Raw genomic sequence first — 18,473 nt, forward strand, 5'->3', positions numbered from 1 at the left:
TGCTCTCCCTAATGTGGCAGCAATGCGCGTCTGACCTCGTTGATAAACTGGACACGGTTGAATCCGGCTTTTCCGACAAAGTGGATGTGCTTGCCTGAGTTGGTATTGAGCGCAGCACGGTCCAGTGCCGTGATCTGTTTGGCGGTGACCACCAGGATAGGGATGCGCGCCGTGTCGGTATTGCGCTGAAGTGCTTCAGCGACATCGAAGCCGCTGACTTCCGGCATCATCAAGTCAAGCACAATCAGGTCCGGCCGCAGCCGCTGGGCCAGGGTGATCGCTTCGGCGCCGCCGTACGCGCGCACGATCGCATAGGCCGGGGCCGGCAAGAACACGGCAATCACTTCGACGGCTTTCGGGTCGTCGTCGACGATCAGTACCGTGTGGGTACGTTCCGCGGCTGGTTGCAGGCCCAGATTGGCCAGGGAGAATTTCAGCTGGGCGTGGCTGATCGGCTTTTGCAGTACGGCGGCTGCGCCACAGGTCAGTGCCATAGTACTGTCGGCCACGCCTGAAATAATCACCACCGGAACGTGGGCCAGCGTGCTGTTTTCGCGTAGCTGCAGGAGAAACTCCCAGCCACCGATGCCGGGCAGCTGAATATCCAGCGTGATCAAGCTGAGGGTTTGCTGCGGTGCCAGCAGCAGGGCGTCCTCGGCATTGGCAACGCGCAAGACGGTAAAGCCCTCGGCTTCGAGCACCAGGCGAACCAGGTCAGCCACCAGGTCGTCGTCCTCGACCACCAGCGCAATGTGCTCCTTCTGGTCGGCTACAGCCAGGGTCGCAGCGCCGACGCTGTGGGGCAGGATGGAGGAGGCTGGCGTCGGCATGCGCAGCGGCAACCAGGCGGCGAAGCGCGAGCCCTCGCCCTCCGCGCTGGCCACGGCCACGGCGCCGCCATGCAGTTCAGCCAGTTGTTTGACCATCGCCAGACCGAGACCGGTGCCTTCGAATTTGCGTGCCAGGCTGCTGTCGATTTGACTGAAGGCCTGGAACAATTTCGCCATGTTTTCCTTCGAAATGCCGATGCCGCCGTCGCTCACGGAAATTTCGAGAAATTCGTCGTACTCATTGTCGGCCAGGGGGAAGCTGTGCACTGGCCAGGCGCCTGACAGCGTGCCAACGGCATTGCGTGACACACGCCGCGCGCGCAAGGTCACGCACCCGCCGTTGGCGCTGAATTTAACGGCATTCGACAGCAGGTTGTAGACAATCTGCTTGGTCTTGCGCATGTCCAGCAGGGGCAGGCCCAGGTCGCCGGCTGTTTCGAGTTCGAGCTGGATGCGCTGGGCCAACGCCTTCTCCTTGACGATGGACAGGCTGTTCGACAGCAGGCTGTTCAAGTCGCCCGCCTCCAGCTCGAGTGTCATCATGCCCGCTTCGACCTTCGACAAATCCAGAATGTCATTGATCAGGGACAGCAAGTGCTGTCCGCTGAAAAAAATATCGCCGATGTATTCGTGCTGGACATCGCTCATCTGGCCCATCAGGCCATCCTTGAGCGCCTCGGAAAAGCCGATGATGGCGTTCAGCGGCGTGCGCAGTTCGTGCGACATGGTGGCCAGGAATTCCGATTTCATGCGGCTGGCATGTTCCAGCTCGATATTTTTCTCTTGCAAGGTGCGCTCGAAGCGCTTGAGCTCGGTCACATCGCGCGCCGCCGCGAATACGCCCTGCAGCTTGCGGTCGCGGTTGTGGAAGGTCGCGGCGTTGTAGGACACCACTGTTTCTTCGCCATTCTGGGCGCGCACGGTCAGTTCGTAGTTGCTGACCTTGTTCTCCGTGAGGGCGCGTTTGATCGCCGCGTCGGCCCGCACCGGGTCGGTGAAGAATTTCTTGCAGGGCGCGCCGATCAATTCATCGCGCGTGCGCCCCGTGAGCGTCATCATCTGCTGGTTCACGTCCGAGATGATGCCCTGCGGGTCGGTCATCATGAGTGCGTCGATATTTGATTCGATCAGGGAGCGGGTATAAAACTGCTGGTCGCGCAGCCGTTGATCGAGCAGCGCCTGGGCTGCCTCGACTTCCTTGCGGGCCGTGTTGTCGGTGCCGATCAGTAAATAGCCGATGATGCCCTCCTGCGCATCGCGCAGTGCCGTGACCGAGACGATGGCGGGAAAGCGGCTGCCGTCCTTGCGGATATAGGTCAGCTCGTAAATATCTTCGATGCCGCGCGAGGCCTTGAACACCAGTGCCTCAAAGCCCGGCGCAATCGGGGTTCCGAGTTCGAGGCTCAATGCTTCGGCGCGTGTGATCACTTCCTGCGGATCGGAAATATCGGCCGGCGTGATCTTGTTCATCACTTCGGCGGCCGTGTAGCCCAGCATGCGCTCGGCGCCGACGTTGAAAATCTGAATGACACCTTTTTCATCCGTGGCGATGCTGGAGAAATTGGCGCTGTTGAAAATCGCGCTCTGCAGTGCCCCGGCCTGGAGCAGCGCCTCTTCCGCCTGCTTGCGCGCGGTGTTGTCGGTGCCGATCAACAGATAGCCGATGATGGCGTCATGATCGTCGCGCAGCGCCGTGACCGACACCACCGCCGGGAAGCGGCTGCCGTCCTTGCGGATGTAGGTCAGCTCGTAGATGTCCTCGATGCCGCGCGAGGCTTTGAAGACCAGCGCCTCAAAGCCCGGCGTAATCGAGGTTCCGAGCTCGACGCTCAATGCCTTGGCGCGCGCGATCACTTCCTGCGGATCGGAAATATCGGCCGGCGTGATCTTGTTCATCACTTCGGCGGCCGTGTAGCCCAGCATGCGCTCGGCACCGACGTTGAAAATCTGGATCACGCCCTTCGCGTCCGTCGCGATACTGGAGAAATTGGCGCTGTTGAAAATCGCGCTCTGCAGTGCCCCGGCCTGGAGCAGCGCCTCTTCCGCCTGCTTGCGCGCGGTGTTGTCGGTGCCGATCAACAGATAGCCGATGATGGCGTTTTGAGCGTCGCGCAGCGCCGTGACCGACACCACCGCCGGGAAGCGGCTGCCGTCCTTACGGATGTAGGTCAGCTCGTAGATGTCCTCGATGCCGCGTGAGGCCTTGAACACCAAGGCCTCGAAGCCCGGCGTAATCGGCGTGGAGAGCTCGACGCTCAATGCCTTGGCGCGCGCGATCACTTCCTGCGGATCGGAAATATCGGCCGGCGTGATCTTGTTCATTACTTCGGCGGCCGTGTAGCCCAGCATGCGCTCGGCACCGACGTTGAAAATCTGGATCACGCCCTTCGCGTCCGTCGCGATACTGGAGAAATTGGCGCTGTTGAAAATGGCGTCCTGCAGGGCGCCCGTCTTGAGCAGTGTTTCCTGGCGCCGAAATTCCATGACGCCGTCAGAGCCGCCTTGTTTTTCGGCAGAGCCATCAGCAAAACCGGTTTTCGACATAAGCTCTTTCGTTCGAACAATCACATCAGCAAGTGGCTCGGGAAACAACACGCTACCGTAACGAGCTCACAGATTACCACTCTACCCGCTCTGCAACGCGAAAAGGCCGGTATAGAAATTAGATGGAGTTCGAAAACCACATCAGAGAAGCTGCAATAGATGATGCGCTACGCCATCGCTGGACGCGGTACTCTGGACGAGGGGGAGGCCAACGAGAGATCTGGGAAATCAAGGTGGTACATATCAAAGTCACCACACAAGCGGACCGCTCGGTTTACAGCTTACAGTAGCGGCCGCAGCTCCCGCGCTGCGTCGAGCAATAACGGCAGTAAGTCGCGCTGCATTTCCTGCGCACTCAGCCGCTGCGGCGATGCCACGACATTGAGCGCGGCCACGGTTTTTCCCTGCATGTTGCGCAGCGGTACCGCCAGCGCATGCACGCCGAGTTCGTGCTCCTCTGACGCCAGGCAGTAGTCGTCCGCACGGACCTGCTCGATCACCGCGCGAAACTGCTTGATGTCGATGATGGTGCGGGTGGTCAGGCGCGGCAGGGTGCGGCCCTTGAGCCATTGCGTCAGCGCGGTTTTGGGTTTGGCGGCCAGCAGCACGCGCCCGGTGGAGGTGGCGTGGGCCGGCAGCCGCGCGCCCAGGTGCAGGCCATAGGCCAGCACGCGCACTGCACCGTCCGACGAGTTTTTCCATTCGTAACCGCTGCGCCCGACAATCACCACCTCGTCGCCGTCGAGCACGCCGGCGGAAAACGACTCCTGGGTCTGCGCCGCCAGACGGTTCAGAGTGGGCTGAACGGCACGCGGCAGGCGCGCCGACGCCAGGTAGCTGCCTGAAAAGCGCAGCACCTTGGGTGCCAGCCAGAAATAGCTGCCGTCGGTCTCCAGGTAACCCAGGTGCGCCAGTGTCAGCAGGTGGCGGCGCGCGGCGGCGCGGGTGATGCCGGCACGTTCGGCGGCGAGCGTCGCGTTCAGCCGCTGGCGCTGCGTGTCAAAACTCTCCAGCACCGCCATGCCCTTGGCCATGCCTTCAATCATGTCGGCCTTGGCAATGGGCCGGCTGGTCTGGAGGACCGCGCCCATCTGCTCGGAGGGTGGCGAATTTCTGCTCATTGCGCGATCATCGCACAAATGGCCTGCAGATCGTGCACCGCGCGCGTGGCCCTCTGGCAGTCACCGGGCAGGAGGCCTACGCTTGCGACTCAGTCAAAACGAAGTGGAGAAAGACATGCGTACCCAAGTTGCCATCATCGGTGCAGGCCCCTCCGGCCTGCTGCTCGGCCAGTTGCTGCACAAGGCCGGCATCGACGCGGTCATTGTCGAGCGCCAGAGCGGCGACTACGTGCTGGGCCGTATCCGCGCCGGCGTGCTGGAGCAGGTCTGCATCGACCTGCTCGACGAAGCCGGCGTCGGCCAGCGCATGCACCAGGAAGGCCTGGTGCACGGTGGTTTCGACATGCTGTTCAAGGGCGAGCGCCACCGCATCGACATGAACGGCCTGACCGGCGGCAAGAACGTCATGGTTTACGGCCAGACCGAAGTCACCCGCGACCTGATGGCTGCGCGCCAGGCCGCCGGCCTGACCACCGTTTACGAGGCCGGCAATGTGGCCGTGCACGACTTCGACACCAGGAAACCGCGCGTGAGTTACGAGAAAGACGGCCAGACGCATGAGATCGAATGCGACTTCATCGCCGGTTGCGACGGCTTTCACGGCGTGTGCCGCGCCAGCGTGCCCGAGGGCGCGGTGGCCGAGTACGAAAAGGTCTATCCCTTCGGCTGGCTGGGCGTGCTTTCGGACACCCCGCCGGTGCACCATGAACTCATTTACGTCAACAGCACGCGCGGCTTTGCGCTGTGTTCGCAGCGCAGCGCCACGCGCAGCCGCTACTACCTGCAGGTGCCCCTCACCGACAAGGTCGAGGCCTGGTCGGACGACGCCTTCTGGAACGAGCTGCGCCTGCGCCTGGACGCGAACGGCCGCGACAAACTCGTCACCGGCCCGTCGATTGAGAAAAGCATCGCCCCGCTGCGCAGTTTTGTTGCCGAGCCCATGCGTTTTGGACGCATGTTCCTGGCCGGGGACGCCGCCCACATCGTGCCGCCCACTGGCGCCAAGGGCCTGAACCTGGCCGCCACCGATGTGAAATACCTCTCCAGTGCGCTGATCGAGTTCTACGCCGACAAAACCGAAGCCGGTATTGACACTTACTCCGAGCGCTGCCTCAAGCGCATCTGGCGGGCCGAGCGTTTCTCATGGTGGTTCACCAGCCTGATGCACCACTTCCCGGAAAACGGCCCCATCGGTCAGAAGCTGCAGGACGCCGAGCTCGACTACATCGTGCATTCGGAAGCCGGTGCGCGCTCGGTCGCTGAAAACTACGTCGGCCTGCCGCTCGATTTCGGCAGCTGACGCCGGCGTGACAGCCCCCGTCAGCCGCTATCCGCCTCATAAACCAGCAGGTCGCCGGGCTGGCAGTCGAGAAACTCGCAGATCTTCTGCAGGGTGTCGAAACGCACGCCCTTGACCTTGCCCTGCTTGAGCAGCGACAGGTTGGCTTCCGTGATGCCGACGTAGGCGGCCAGGTCTTTCGACCTGGCCTTGCGCTGCGACAGCATCACGTCGAGTTTGACGACGATGCCCACGGGGGAAACCTCAGACGAACTGCGCGTTTTCTTCAGCGAGGGCCACCGCCTTGGCCATGACCGCAGAGATCTGCCACACCATGCCGGCAAACAGCAGCGTCATCAGCTCGTTGCTGCCCAGGCCGATGGACAGCGCGCGCTGGCCGGCCGGTGCGCCCAAGGTCAACACCACGCTGATCAACATGGAACCAAAAAAGCCCGCCACTACCGAGGCAAAAACGCCCGCGGCGAAACCGCGCAGATAACGCACGTTGCGCAGGCTGAAATACTCGCTCTGGGAAAACCCCGAAAAGCAGCGCATGGCGCAGACCAGCCCGTAGGATGCGCAACACACCGGCACCATGCCCAGCACCACGGCCAGCACGCGTTGCCACAATTCCACGTCCAGCATGACCAGTTGCAGCGCCGACAGCTGGACGCCCGCACGAAGCAGCAGGCCCTCAGTCGGCGTGGTGACCAGCTGGTAGAACACGGCCAGCGGCAAGGCCACGGCCAGCAGGGCGCAAACCCAGGCAAAGGCACTGTTCAGGCGTTGCACGTCAGGGCGTGTCAGGGTGCTTGCGGCGAATGCGTTTTTCATGGGTCACCTTTTGAGTCGTGAGGTACATATTGTGCTTCAAAAATATCTGTTAAACAATAATTAATTACTGTAAAACATAAATTTCTACAAAAAACAGACGGAGCTGACCGGCTTCCGGCCGGGTGTCGGCAGGCTCCTTCCAAGGCGACAAAGCAAGAGGCAAAGTCTGGTAAGGTCCATTGCCTTTGGGCGCCTTCTACTTTCCTGCTCTCCAGACCATCAGCCACCACGATGACCTCCTCTGCCCCCGCCAAAACCCCTCCTCTCCAGGCCCTGCAGGGCCTGCGCATCCTGAGCCTGGCGCTCAACCTGCCCGGCCCGGCCGCGCTGATGCGTTGCCGGCAGATGGGTGCGACCTGCATCAAGCTCGAGCCGCCCTCCGGCGACCCGATGGGCCTGTACAACCAGCCCGCCTACGCGCAACTGCATGAGGGCGTGAAGGTGCTGACGACCGACCTGAAAACTGAAGCCGGCCAGAAGGCGCTGCACCGCGAACTTGAAAAAACCGACGTGCTGCTCACCTCCTTCCGTCCTTCGGCGATTGACAAGCTGGGCCTGGGCTGGAAAAAAATCCACACGCTGTACCCCGCGCTGTCGCATGTCGCCATCGTCGGTGCCCCCGGCGCGCGCGCCGAGGAACCCGGCCACGACCTGACCTACCTCGCCGACAACGGCCTGGTGCCCGGGCTGGAGCTGCCCGCCACGCTGTACGCCGACATGAGCGGCTCGCTGATGGCCAGCGAAGCCGTGCTGCAGGCAGCCCTGCAGCGGCAGGAGCCGTATGCCGGCTCGGGTGACCCGCATCCGCGCGGCGCCTTCATCGAAGTGGCCCTGTCCGATGCCGCGGCCTACCTGGCGCTGCCGCGGCAATGGGGCCTGACGCAGCCCAGCGGATCGGTCGGCGGTGCGCATGCCGGCTACCGGGTCTACCCCTGCCGGGACGGCCGTGCGGCGGTGGCGGCGCTGGAGCCGCATTTTGCCGCCGCCCTGTGTGCCGCGGCGGGTGTGGAAGCGCCAAACATCCAGGCCATGTTCGCACCCGCCACACATCAGGCGATAGCGGCTTTCATGCGCACACAGACACGCGCGCAGCTCGATCAGCTCGCGGCCGCGAAAGACATTCCCCTGCACACGCTATTGAATTAATAGCTGCTTGCGCCCGTGCAATAAGGGCTGGAGGCCGATTTTGCTTCATAAATTTGCAGAAACCAGTTGAATCGCCTCTTTCAACCAGGCGCTTGAATCCGCGCATGCTGGACTAAGATAACAGGCATGACCCGAATCGTAGGCACACAAAACCGCAGCGAATTCATTTTGGACCCCGTGGAGGCCTGGCATCGTGGCCAAGCGCTGGACCAGATGCTTGCGGCCGCGCGGATACCTGTGCCGCGTGGCGTGCTGCGGGCACCTCATCGTGTGTTCAACGAAATGGATGACGCACGGCAGCTGGAGCAGGCCCGACTATTGAACCGCCCGCCAGCCAAGACTCCGCCAGCGTAGCCATGAACCCCGATGCCCTGCTCGGCTTGTTGCGCCGCTTTCAAGCCGAAGGCGTGGATTATCTTCTGATTGGTGGGCATGCTGTTCGCCTCAACGGCTTCAACCGCAACACGGAAGATATCGACATCCTCCTGCCATCCTCGCTCGAAAACGGCAGGCGGGTGATCAAGGCCCTCGCCTTTTTGCCATCGAGCAAAGAGCTTGAAGTTCAATGGTTCGCGCCACCCGCGAACGAGCCGGAAAATATCCGGGTCGCCGACGAGCTGTTGATCGACCTGCTCTTCGCCGCCAACGGGCAGACCTATGAGAGCCTGCAGGAGCATGTTCGAACGTTGGTGGTCGATGGCGTTTCCATTCGAACACTGGATATTGAAGGCCTGCTCAAAACCAAGACCGACTACCGCGACAAGGACCGCATCGACCGTGAGGCGCTGACGCGTCTCAAGCAGCAGCTCTGAGCTGTTTTCGCTACTTTTTTAATAGCTGGTAGCGCCTGCAGCATAAGGGCTGGTAGCCGATTTGGCTTCATAAATGCAACTCCTCAGCTCGCTGCATGCAGCACGCTTTTCTTGCCCCCTCGCCCTCTTGGGGAGGGTTGGGGTGAGGGTGCGCAGCAGTCCACAACATACGACGATCACTCCATGTACAGGCCGCAGCCCTCACCCCCGCCCTCTCCCAGGGGGAGAGGGAGTAAAAAAAGACCTGGGTAGTTACTCATAAACGGCGGGGAAACGCCTGGCGCTCACCTTGCATTGCATCTCTGAATGCGTAGGATGGAAAGCCCCGCCCTGCAACACGGCACACCATGACCGAGTTCGAACTCAAGCTTGAAATCCCGCCCGCCCGGCTCGCTTCGGTGGAAGCGGCGCTGCGCCGCGGGATGACCCGGACCCAGCGCCTGCGGGCACGCTACTTCGACACGGCAGACCGTGCGCTGGCGGCGCAGGGCGTGGTGCTGCGCCTGCGCAAGGAAGGCCGGCACTGGGTGCAGACGGCCAAGGCCCCGGGCAGCCGGCCGCTGGAGCGGCTGGAACACAACGTCGTGCTGGGCAGCCAGACCGCGCCCCTGCCCGACTTGTCGCGCCACGACGGCACGCCGGTCGGCGAGCGCCTGCGCCAGGCCCTGCAGCACCAGCCCGATGCGGGGGCGCCCGACCTCACCCTTGTCTACGCAACCGATATGGTTCGCCTCACACGACTGGTGCGGGTGCGCGGCGCGCTGGTCGAGCTTGCGCTGGACCAGGGACACATTGCCGCCGGCGAAAGGACGCTGCCCGTGCGCGAGCTGGAGCTCGAACTCAAACAGGGCCAAGCCGCCAGCGCCGTGGCCCTGGCCAGCGGCTGGTGCGTCAGGCATGGCCTGTGGCTCAGCAGCGTGAGCAAGTCCCTGAAAGGCCAGCGCCTGGCGCTGGGCCAGGACTTCGGCGCGGCCGTGGGCGCTGAAGCGCCGCGCTTTCCCCGCCACGCCTCGGGCCACGAGGTGGCCGCCGCCGTGGTGGCCGCCTGCCTGAACCAGGTGCTGGCCAACGCCAGCGACGTGGCCGGCGGCTGCAGCGCCGAAGAGAACATCCACCAGCTGCGCGTCGGTCTGCGCCGGCTGCGCACCGCGCTGCAGGAACTCGAGGCCCTCGCCGGCGGCTGGGGCGATCAAGGCGATGCCTGGAAGGCGTCGCTGGCCAACGTGTTCCGCGCGCTGGGCCAGCACCGCGACCGCGACTACCTGCTCGGCAAGCTGCAGGGCCAGATCGAAGTCGCAGGCGGGCCGCCGCTGGACTGGCAGGAAACACTGGGCGCCCTGCCCAGCGCCGCCGAATCGGTACGCTCGCCGGCTTTCCAGCAGGCACTGCTGGGCCTGATCGGCTTTGTTCACGCCGCCCCCGGCGAGGGCGCGTCTGCGGTTGACGACACATCGCCGAAGAAATTCCTGCGCAAGCGCCTCGCCAAACTGCACAAGCAGGTGCTGGCGCAGGGCCAACAATTCACGGCCCTGCCCGAGGCCGAACAACACGCCCTGCGCAAGCGCCTCAAGCGCCTGCGTTACCTGGCCGAGTTCGCGCAACCCCTGTTTGCCAAACGCAAGGCCGCCGCCTACCTGACGGCTCTCAAGCCGCTGCAGGACGCGCTGGGCATCTACCACGACGAAGTGGCGGCGCTGCAGGTTTGGCAAGGCCTGTCAGGCCACGACCCGCGCGCCCTGTTCGGCGCCGGCTGGCTCAGCGCGCGCCGCGAGGTACATGTGCAGGCGTGCCAACAAGCCTGCGACCTGTTGGCCCGGCAGGCCCGGACGTTCTGGGACTAAACGCCTGCCGCCCGGCGCCGCGCCAGCAGCAACATCGCCGCGCCCAGCAGCAAGGCGCCCACGCCCTGCCGCGCTGTCAACGCCTGGTCCCACAGCCACGCGGCCGCCAGCGTAGCAACGAGCGGTTCAATCAGCGTGCCCACCACCGCCGCGGTGGGTGACAGCCGACGCGCTCCCCAGGCAAACGCCAGGTAGGCAATCGACGTGGTCGCTACGCCGGTATAAGCCACCTGCAGCCAGGCGGTGCTGTCACGCGGCCAGGTGATGCCCTGCGCGCCGGCCAGCACAAGCATCAGCAGCGCCGCCACCGTCATGCCCCAAGCCGAGGCGCTGACGGCCGGCACATGCGCCGGCATGCGCGCATTGCCCAGCACCACCAGCGAGTACAAAGCGGCCGACGCAAACGACCAGGCCAGGCCCGCCACGTAGTCTTTCGGCAGCATGATCGCTTCAGCGGGCATGACGATCAACCCCACGCCGATGAGCGCCAGCACCAACGCCGACAGCAGTTGCCCGCTGGCGCGTTCATACCCGCGCAGAACCGACAGCAGCGCCACAATCACCGGCGCGCAGCAGATTGAAATCACGGTCGGCAAGGCCGCGCCTATGTAGGCAACGCCCATGAACCAGCAAGTCACGTTCATCGCCATGGCCAGGCCGGTGAGAACAACCAGCGACCTCTCCCGCCACGGCAAGTGCCGCCATTGACCGGCGGCCGGCGTGGCGGCCATTTGCCGCCAGTGCCACCACCACAACAGCGGCAAACCCAATGCAAACCGCGCCAAAGACAAACTGAAAGGCGACATGCCGCCACCCTCCATCACCGACTGGGCAACCAAAGCGCCCACACCCCACAAGACGCCCGCAAGCAGGACGCCACCCCAGGCCAAAGCGGCCGATGTTCTGGAATTCATGAAAAAAGTTCTCCATCCGTGCGCCTGCTGCAAGGCTGTATGCAGCCAGAGGAAAGAAGAAAAGGCAGGCAGGCGCGTCAACTCATGGCCGCTTGCTGTTGTTCTGCGTCAATCAGAACAGCGCAGCCGGATGCGCGACCCGGCGGGAGGCCGGGTGCAGTGCGAGTTAGGCGGAAGGGGGCGAGAGTTGGAGAAACATGATCAGCATTTTAAGCAACTGGTCAGAAATTGAGCGAATTGTTAACTATGTGCATTTATACAAAAATGATCGCGTAACGCATGCCGTGCATCGGCGACATAGCCAGACTCTGTCAAATAGCTAAAAAACAACGAGATAGAGTTGCCGACGTTGCGCATTGTTATGAGAGGGGGAGATTTTTGGTTTGTGGCCTATTCATAGGCTTTTGGAATACATGAACACTACCCATTTTGATAAGGACTGGAACTATGCGCGAATCCGCGAATAGAGTGCTCGATTTTTTCCAATACACCGAATACAGTTTATTAAGCTTGTCCACCGAATCGTTGATGCGCGCTTCACCGTCGCCGGTATTCACAAATATGTAGTCACCTGGATTTAGTATCGCGCCGCCAAGCCAGAAGAAGTGATCGTGAAAAGGCACAGCCAAGCCATCGTCCCGCGCCATACCGAGGAGCAACCCAAAGCTGGCGGTATCAATAGTTTCAATTGCCTTTAAAGCAATTGCCTCTTTATTGGGAACGCCACGCTCCAGCACAGCGACGATCTGTATTTCCGAAATAGTTTCCAATATCATGCTTTACTCCACCGTACGCTTGAGAGCCAGCCGAGTAATAAGAGCAAAGACCCTCCCGCAGCTGAGCCAACGGCGTAAATGAATTGATCTTTAGGTAAAGCAACTGCAACGTTTAAAAGTGATGTACCGAGAAAAATTGCAAAGTTGCGAAGGTGCTGAGTTCGACCATGTGATGCAACTTGGCTAAGTAGAACGGCATTCGACGTGCGCGTCGCTTCCAATTCATCGCGCATGGTGTCGAGTTTGTCAGTCAGCCGTCGGTTCTCAAGCTTAATTTCGCGATGCTCCTGAGTCATTTGACGTGCGGCAGAAGCTATAAAAGCAGCTGCAATTTCTCCGCCAAAGGCTTTTGAATTGGTGGAAGCGATTCCCTCGATGGTTGCCGCAATATGAAGTCCATACGGACGCGCTTCCGTTAGAAGATCGGCTTTATTCGCAAGTTGCGTTCCAGTACTGCCCGATTGGTCGGGGGTCGGAATAGGTCCATCCAGTTGCATATCTGCTCCAAGTGCCTTAAATGTAGTTTAGGCAGTGGGTTTGAGTTCGTGCAAGTGTTGTTCTTAAGCCACCTATTTCGAACATGGCTTTGGCGAGCTATTGCTCCCGCTAACGGTCATCTTCAAAAACTCAAATAACCGCCCAGCGGGCTGCGACTCCGCCAAATCCACCCGCACACAACACCAGCGACCGCGTGGCCCAGACATCCGACAAGGCCCGCACAGTCAGCCGTCCGCTGCCCGCCCCCCGCCCCAACACAGCATCCGGCACCACCGTCGCGCCCGCGCCCTGCTCCACTAAGTACTAATCGCGTCAAAACTGCTCAGAGTGGCACGCAGGCGGAGTAGCTGGTGATGCCAGAATGCTCATTATTTGATAGCTGCTTGCGCCCGTTGCATAAGGGCTGAAAGCCTGTTTTACTCATAAAAACAAATAAGAGGAAAACCCCGCGGCGCTGCCGGCTCAGCGACTTTGCCCGGCCAGTTGCGCCTTGAGCGCCGCATTTTCCGCCGTCAGTTCGCTGATGGTTTGCCTGAGCCGCGCAATCACACCCTCGGGCGATTCGGGTTCGGTGCGTGCCACGGCGCGGGTTTCGCGCACCTGGCGGGCGGCCTGCTGCAGCTCTTTGCGGCCGCCGGCTGCGGCGGCCACTTGCGCTTCGACTGGCAGCGAGGCCACGTTGGCAGCGGCGTTGATGGAAATTGCACCGGACTTCACTGCGGCCATCAGTTCGGGCGCGGCGGATTTCTGGATTTTCTCGATCTGGCTGATGGTGTTGCTGCTGATGCGCGCGGCTTTGGCCACCGCGTCGCGCGTGAGCAGGGGTTCAGGTGTCGGGGCCGGCGTGTCAGCGGCCTGGCCTGACGCGGAAGACGCTTCCGCCGTGGTTTGCGCGCGCGCCGCCAGGATGTCCTTTTTGCGCAGGGCCAGCACGCCGCGCTGGAAGTCAGACACGCTGCGCCTCCCCAGGTGCTGGTCGATCATCCACAGGTGCACGTCGGCGAGGGATTTGAAATGGCTGTTCTGCACGGTATGGAAAGGGATGCCGTGTTGGGTACAGATGCTGTGGCGGTTGTGGCCGTCCACCAGCACGTCGCCCCACAACACCAGCGCATCACGGCAGCCTTCGGCCAGCAGGCTGCGCTCCAGGGCCTCGCGTTCGTCGGTCGTCAGCGGATCGATGTAGGCAAGCAGTTCTCGGTTGACCGTGATGTTCATGGTGAGTTCGTCAGGGATGGCTGTGAAAAAACGACTCCATCCCTCCACGCATGGCGGGCTGGGTCGTTAAAAAAGGGAAGTCACGCGGCGGCAGCAGGGTGCAGCCCGGTGCGTGACAGTCGGCGGGGGCAGACTGCAGGAAGCGCCCTGGGCAAGATCATAGCGAGGATCAGCCGCAGGCCGGACGCGCCCGGAAAGCCTTCGCGCAGCTGCCTCCGGCGCCTGCGCAGGTACCGGGACATGCCGCGCGTTTTGGCCGCGGGACCAGAATTCTGAAGAAAAAGGCCTGCAGCCATTTAAAGACAAGGGCACATAGCTATCGAAACAATAGCAATTCAGACAACAAACGCCGCGCAGGCTGCGCGCCCGGCGCTTTTTCTGACACGCCTTTACGTGTGAAAGCGCTGCACCAGCGCGGCAACACTGGATAATCGAATCCCCGACACGGAGAGGGAACCCCTTTGTTTTCAATGCGTCAAGACCGCCGGATCAGCCTGATCGGCGGGATCATCCTTCTGGCGGCGAATCTGGCAGCAGGCATCGCCGTGTATGCCGTCATGGAGCGGCAGACAGAGTCTGTTCTCAGCCGCAGCCTGCAGGCAGCGCTGCAAAGCAATGTCCGCCTGTTTGAAAGCCAGACCAACCAGACCCTGACCGACGCGCGGACTGCGGCGACGCGTCCTTTCCTGGTGCAGACCCTGCAGATTCTCGGGTCCACGCCGGACGATGCCGCGGCAACGCTGGCAATGCAGCGGGCTGCCACCTCGTTTCTGTCCACTGGTTTCAATGGTTTGTCCTTTCATGACGCGCGGGGCCGTGAAGTGGCCCGCGCCGGCAGTTTTTCGCGCGGTGGCGAGCAGCACGTCCTGCTGAGCCAGAAAGACCGCGCGGTCCTGTTGTGGAACGGCCAATTCATTGTCCAGACGCACCTGGACATCCTCGACCCCCAGGGCCTTCGCGTGGGCGAGGTCAAGACGGAGACCGCCCTGCCCTTGTTGACCCGGGTCTTTGGCGATGTGGCCGCTATAGGCCAGAGTGCCGAGTTCGCGCTCTGCGCGCCGCTGGACGACGGCGGCAAGGACATGAACTGTTTTCTGGGGCGCTTGTCCGGCATAGAGTTCAAGCGCCTTGCGCGTGTCGTCGAAGGAAAAGCCCTGCCGATGAACAATGCCCTGCTTGGCAATACCGGCATGGTCGTCGCCCAGGACTACCGGCGCGAACAGGTCGTGGCGGCCTACGCACCCCTTGCCCCTTTCGGTTTCGGGATGGTGCTCAAGATCGACCAGAAGGAGCTGTACGCGCCCATCCTCGCGCAGCTCAAGTACATCCTGCCCCTGTTGGCGGGCCTGGTGATCGTCGGCATGCTGCTGATCAATGTTCTGGTCACGCCGCTGGTGCGCAAACTGGTTGCTTCGGAGAAGGCCGCGCGTGATGCCAACGCCCTGCTGCGCAACAGCGAAACGCAGTTGCGCGATATCACCGACACCATGCCGGCCCTGCTTTCCTATCTCGATGCGGAGCAGCGCTTCCGCTTTCACAACCGGGCCTATGAAGAGGCGCTGGGGCTGTCCTCGGAGCAGATCGAGGGCAAACACCTGCGCGAAGTCCTGGGCGAGAAAATTTATCAAGCCACGACCCCCCAGATTGAACAGGTGATGGCGGGTTACCCGGTAGTCTACGAACGCACCCGGAACAACCCTCGCGGCGACCCGCGTGACTATGTCGTCAACTATTTTCCGCGGTATGGCGAAGGTGATGAAGAGGGTCGGGTCATCGGCTTTTACTCCATGGCGACCGACGTCACCGAACTCAAACGCCTGGACCGCATCAAGAGCGAGTTCGTCTCCACCGTGAGCCACGAGTTGCGCACCCCGCTGACCTCCATCCGAGGCTCGCTGGGCCTGATCGCCGGTGGCGTGGCCGGCCAGTTGCCCGACGCCGTCAAGTCGCTGGTGGAGATTGCCAAGAACAACTGCGAGCGCCTGATACGCCTGATCAACGACATTCTGGACATCGAGAAGATCGAGTCCGGCAAGATGCAGCTCGACCTGCAGGTGTTGGCGCTCAAACCCCTGCTGGTGCAGGCGCTGGCCGCCAACGAAGGATTTGGTGCCGCGAAAAACGTGCGCCTGCGCCTGTTCTGCCCCGACGAAACCCTGCAGGTCCGCGCGGACAGCGACCGCCTGACCCAGGTCGTGACCAACCTGCTGTCCAACGCGATGAAGTTTTCACCGCCCGATGAGACGGTGGAAGTTCATGTGTCGCGCGCCGGCCTGGGCGTGCGGGTCGAGGTGCGCGACAGCGGCCCGGGCATTCCCGAGGAGTTTCGCAAGCGCATCTTCCAGAAGTTCTCGCAGGCCGACTCGTCCGACACGCGCCAGAACAGCGGCACCGGGCTGGGTCTGAATATTTCGAGGGCGATCATCGAACGCCTGGGCGGCAGCATGGGTTTCGAGAGCGAAGCCGGAACGGGCACCACCTTTTTCTTTGAACTGCCGCAATCGCAATCGCCGCAGCCAGACGACCAGCCCGTGGCAACACCTGCCGCCACCACACCGGCCAGCGCCCGCCCGCGCATTCTCGTGTGCGAAGACGACCGTGACATTGCCCACCTGATCGGCCTGATGCTGGAAAAAGGCGGTTTTGACGTGGACCGGGCCTACACCGCCGCCATGGCACTGGCCTTTCTGGAAAAAACCAGCTATGCCGCGATGACGGTGGACCTGGAGCTGCCCGACCAGGACGGCGTCACCCTGGTCCTCACCTTGCGCCGGCAGGCGCACACGCGTGATCTGCCCATCGTCGTGGTCTCGGCCTCGGCCAACGAAGAACGGATCGAGTGCAACAGCCTGCCGCTGGAGGTCTCGGACTGGCTGGACAAGCCGATCGACGAGAACCAGCTGATCCTGGGACTGCGTCGCGCCATCGGCCTCATGGTTCAGGGCAAACCGCGCATCCTGCATGTCGAGGACGACTTCGACATGCAGCGCATCACGGCCGCCATTGCCCAGGACTTCGCCGTTTTCGAGTTTGCCGCCTCGCCCGAGGAAGCGCGTGCGCGGCTGCGGGAGCAGCGCTTCGACCTGGTGCTGCTGGACCTGGCGTTACGCGGCGGGTCTGGCTGGGAGGTGCTGGCAGACATCGAGGCACTGGAGCAGCCGCCGCCCGTGGTGGTGTTCTCGGCCACGGCGCTGAGCCGTGCCGAGGCCGCCCGGTTCGCTGCCGTGCTGGTCAAAGCCCAGACCTCGAACACCGAAGTGCAGCAGACCCTGCTGCGCGTGCTCGCCCAAGCGCATCCGGGCGGCCCGGCACCGGCCTGAGCGAGCGGCCCCGTCACCCGGGCTTGTCGCAGCTCATGGATTTTCCGCTTCTCAAAAGCTCCTGAATTGATAGCTGCCGGCGCCCACCAAACAAGGGCTGGCGGCCATTTTTCCTTGCAACCCCAATCTCAAGCCTGGAATCTCAGCCCTGCTGGAGCAGCATGCCGATCTGCTGGTCCTTGCGCTCCCACAGGTCGGTGAGCCACTGCTGGAAACGCATGCGAAACCCCGGATCGGCGGCGTAGTCGCCCTCGCTGAACTCGGGAGGAATCGGCAGCTGCTGCGCGCGCACGATGATTTTGGGCGCCTGGCCGCAGAGAAACTGCCAGAAGGACGGCGCACCGGCCGGGTAGACGATGGTCACGTCGATCAGCGAGTGGAATTTTTCGCCCATGGCGTTGACCGCCAGCGCCAGCGCGCCGGCCTTGGGCTTGAGCAGATGCCGGTAGGGCGAGGCCTGCGACGCGTGTTTGGCGGGTGTGAAACGTGTGCCCTCGGCGAAGTTCATCACGCTGGTGGGCACCAGCGCAAACTTCTCGCAGGCGCGTTTGGTGGCTTCGCGGTCCTGCAGGCGGCGCTCGGGGTGTTTGCGCAGGTCGGCCTTGGTGTGGCGCTTCATGAAGGGAAAGTCCAGCGCCCACCAGGCCAGGCCGATGACCGGCACCCAGATCAGCTGCTGCTTGAGGAAAAACTTCAGCATGGGAATGCGCCGGTTCAGTACATGCTGCAGCACAAAGATGTCCACCCAGGACTGGTGGTTGGCATTGACCAGGTACCAGCCCTCGTAACGCAGCGCGTCCACGCCGGCCACGTCCCACCGGGTAGCCTGGGTCAGCCGCATCCAGCCGCTGTTGCAGGCGATCCAGGCGGTGGCAATCGCGTTGAGCAGCGGGTCGATGCGCACACGCACCGCCTTGAAAGGCAGCACCAGCTTGACCAGCGACGCGACGAACAGCAGCGTGCACCAGAACAGCGTGTTGATCACCAGCAAGAGCAGCGCAATCACGCCACGAAGAAAGGGAGGCAGAAGTCCGAGCATGGGCAGTTCAAAGCCTGAATTGTTGCGCGTCCGGGCATGCCCGGCCTTGTGGAAGGTCAAAAGCAGCGTAACGGCGTTACGCGAATGCGCCGGAACGCTCTATTTTTGATAGCTGGTTGCGCCCGTCAGATAAGGGCTGACGGCTTATTTTATGGCGGATTCAAGTACAAAGCGCAACAGAAGGCAGTGTAATCGGCTGCATCTTCAAGCCATAGAAGACCTCGTGCGGGGTGAGGTAACCCAGGCACTTGCGGGGTCTGTGGTTGAGCCGGTACACCGCATCATCGACCTCATGCTGGCG

General features: G+C 62.4%; 15 protein-coding genes. 6 read left to right on the forward strand and 9 right to left on the reverse strand.

Translation table 11 applies throughout. From position 1 onward, the window contains the following. Positions 1-8 precede the first annotated feature (8 nt). The gene (locus B7G52_RS24095; RefSeq protein WP_240523412.1) at positions 9-3,314 is read right to left on the reverse strand and encodes a PAS domain-containing hybrid sensor histidine kinase/response regulator; all 3,306 of its coding nucleotides are present in this window, start codon (positions 3,312-3,314) and stop codon (positions 9-11) included. Positions 3,315-3,655: 341 nt separating this feature from the next. Continuing rightward, a complete protein-coding gene (locus B7G52_RS11545; RefSeq protein WP_305790839.1) occupies positions 3,656-4,495 on the reverse strand; it encodes an IclR family transcriptional regulator C-terminal domain-containing protein in 840 nt (279 codons plus the stop codon). Between the two features lie 115 nt (positions 4,496-4,610). On the opposite strand from B7G52_RS11545, the gene pobA reads away from it, so the two are divergent. After that, positions 4,611-5,795, forward strand: coding sequence for a 4-hydroxybenzoate 3-monooxygenase (pobA, locus tag B7G52_RS11550; RefSeq protein WP_096697753.1), 1,185 nt, complete (start codon positions 4,611-4,613; stop codon positions 5,793-5,795). A 20-nt stretch (positions 5,796-5,815) separates the two neighbouring features. On the opposite strand, the gene B7G52_RS11555 is transcribed toward pobA, so the two are convergent. Both B7G52_RS11555 and B7G52_RS11560 read right to left on the reverse strand, forming a co-directional pair. Next, positions 5,816-6,028, reverse strand: a complete 213-nt coding sequence (locus B7G52_RS11555; RefSeq protein ID WP_096697741.1) for a helix-turn-helix transcriptional regulator — start codon at positions 6,026-6,028, stop codon at positions 5,816-5,818. 10 nt (positions 6,029-6,038) lie between these two features. Then, positions 6,039-6,608, reverse strand: a complete 570-nt coding sequence (locus B7G52_RS11560) for a DUF2975 domain-containing protein (protein ID WP_096697742.1) — start codon at positions 6,606-6,608, stop codon at positions 6,039-6,041. A gap of 231 nt (positions 6,609-6,839) precedes the next feature. Between B7G52_RS11560 and B7G52_RS11565 the strand changes: the two genes are divergently transcribed. From B7G52_RS11565 to B7G52_RS11575, 3 genes are all read left to right on the forward strand, one after another. Continuing rightward, the gene (locus B7G52_RS11565; RefSeq protein WP_096697743.1) at positions 6,840-7,754 is read left to right on the forward strand and encodes a CoA transferase; all 915 of its coding nucleotides are present in this window, start codon (positions 6,840-6,842) and stop codon (positions 7,752-7,754) included. A gap of 356 nt (positions 7,755-8,110) precedes the next feature. Further along, on the forward strand, positions 8,111-8,566 hold the full coding sequence (locus B7G52_RS11570; protein ID WP_096697744.1) for a hypothetical protein: 456 nt from the start codon (positions 8,111-8,113) through the stop codon (positions 8,564-8,566). Between the two features lie 347 nt (positions 8,567-8,913). Then, positions 8,914-10,407, forward strand: a complete 1,494-nt coding sequence (locus B7G52_RS11575) for a CYTH and CHAD domain-containing protein (protein ID WP_096697745.1) — start codon at positions 8,914-8,916, stop codon at positions 10,405-10,407. Here B7G52_RS11575 and B7G52_RS11580 read toward each other — a convergent pair. Beyond that, on the reverse strand, positions 10,404-11,321 hold the full coding sequence (locus tag B7G52_RS11580; protein WP_096697746.1) for a DMT family transporter: 918 nt from the start codon (positions 11,319-11,321) through the stop codon (positions 10,404-10,406). The two genes, B7G52_RS11575 and B7G52_RS11580, sit on opposite strands and share 4 nt — an antisense overlap. Between B7G52_RS11580 and B7G52_RS23310 the strand changes: the two genes are divergently transcribed. Continuing rightward, positions 11,320-11,553: a hypothetical protein gene (locus B7G52_RS23310; RefSeq protein ID WP_141397433.1), complete on the forward strand. Its 234-nt coding sequence runs from the start codon at positions 11,320-11,322 to the stop codon at positions 11,551-11,553. The two genes, B7G52_RS11580 and B7G52_RS23310, sit on opposite strands and share 2 nt — an antisense overlap. A gap of 127 nt (positions 11,554-11,680) precedes the next feature. Here B7G52_RS23310 and B7G52_RS11585 read toward each other — a convergent pair whose 3' ends face one another. The 3 genes from B7G52_RS11585 to B7G52_RS11590 all read right to left on the reverse strand — a co-directional run bounded on the left by B7G52_RS11585 (position 11,681) and on the right by B7G52_RS11590 (position 13,813). Then, entirely contained in the window at positions 11,681-12,097 is a 417-nt protein-coding gene (locus B7G52_RS11585) for a hypothetical protein (RefSeq protein ID WP_096697747.1), read from the reverse strand. Beyond that, positions 12,094-12,594 (reverse strand): hypothetical protein, encoded by a 501-nt coding sequence (locus tag B7G52_RS23315; RefSeq protein ID WP_141397434.1) that lies wholly within the window; start codon positions 12,592-12,594, stop codon positions 12,094-12,096. Before B7G52_RS23315 ends, B7G52_RS11585 begins: the two co-directional genes overlap by 4 nt. A 463-nt stretch (positions 12,595-13,057) precedes the next feature. After that, positions 13,058-13,813: a hypothetical protein gene (locus B7G52_RS11590; RefSeq protein ID WP_096697748.1), complete on the reverse strand. Its 756-nt coding sequence runs from the start codon at positions 13,811-13,813 to the stop codon at positions 13,058-13,060. 470 nt (positions 13,814-14,283) lie between these two features. On the opposite strand from B7G52_RS11590, the gene B7G52_RS11595 reads away from it, so the two are divergent. Then, positions 14,284-17,133 (forward strand): ATP-binding protein, encoded by a 2,850-nt coding sequence (locus B7G52_RS11595; RefSeq protein ID WP_096697749.1) that lies wholly within the window; start codon positions 14,284-14,286, stop codon positions 17,131-17,133. Between the two features lie 142 nt (positions 17,134-17,275). Here B7G52_RS11595 and B7G52_RS11600 read toward each other — a convergent pair whose 3' ends face one another. Next, a complete protein-coding gene (locus B7G52_RS11600) occupies positions 17,276-18,172 on the reverse strand; it encodes an acyltransferase (RefSeq protein ID WP_096697754.1) in 897 nt (298 codons plus the stop codon). Between the last annotated feature and the right edge of the window lie 301 nt (positions 18,173-18,473).

The organism is Polaromonas sp. AER18D-145, from assembly GCF_002379095.1.
Classification (GTDB): domain Bacteria; phylum Pseudomonadota; class Gammaproteobacteria; order Burkholderiales; family Burkholderiaceae_C; genus Polaromonas.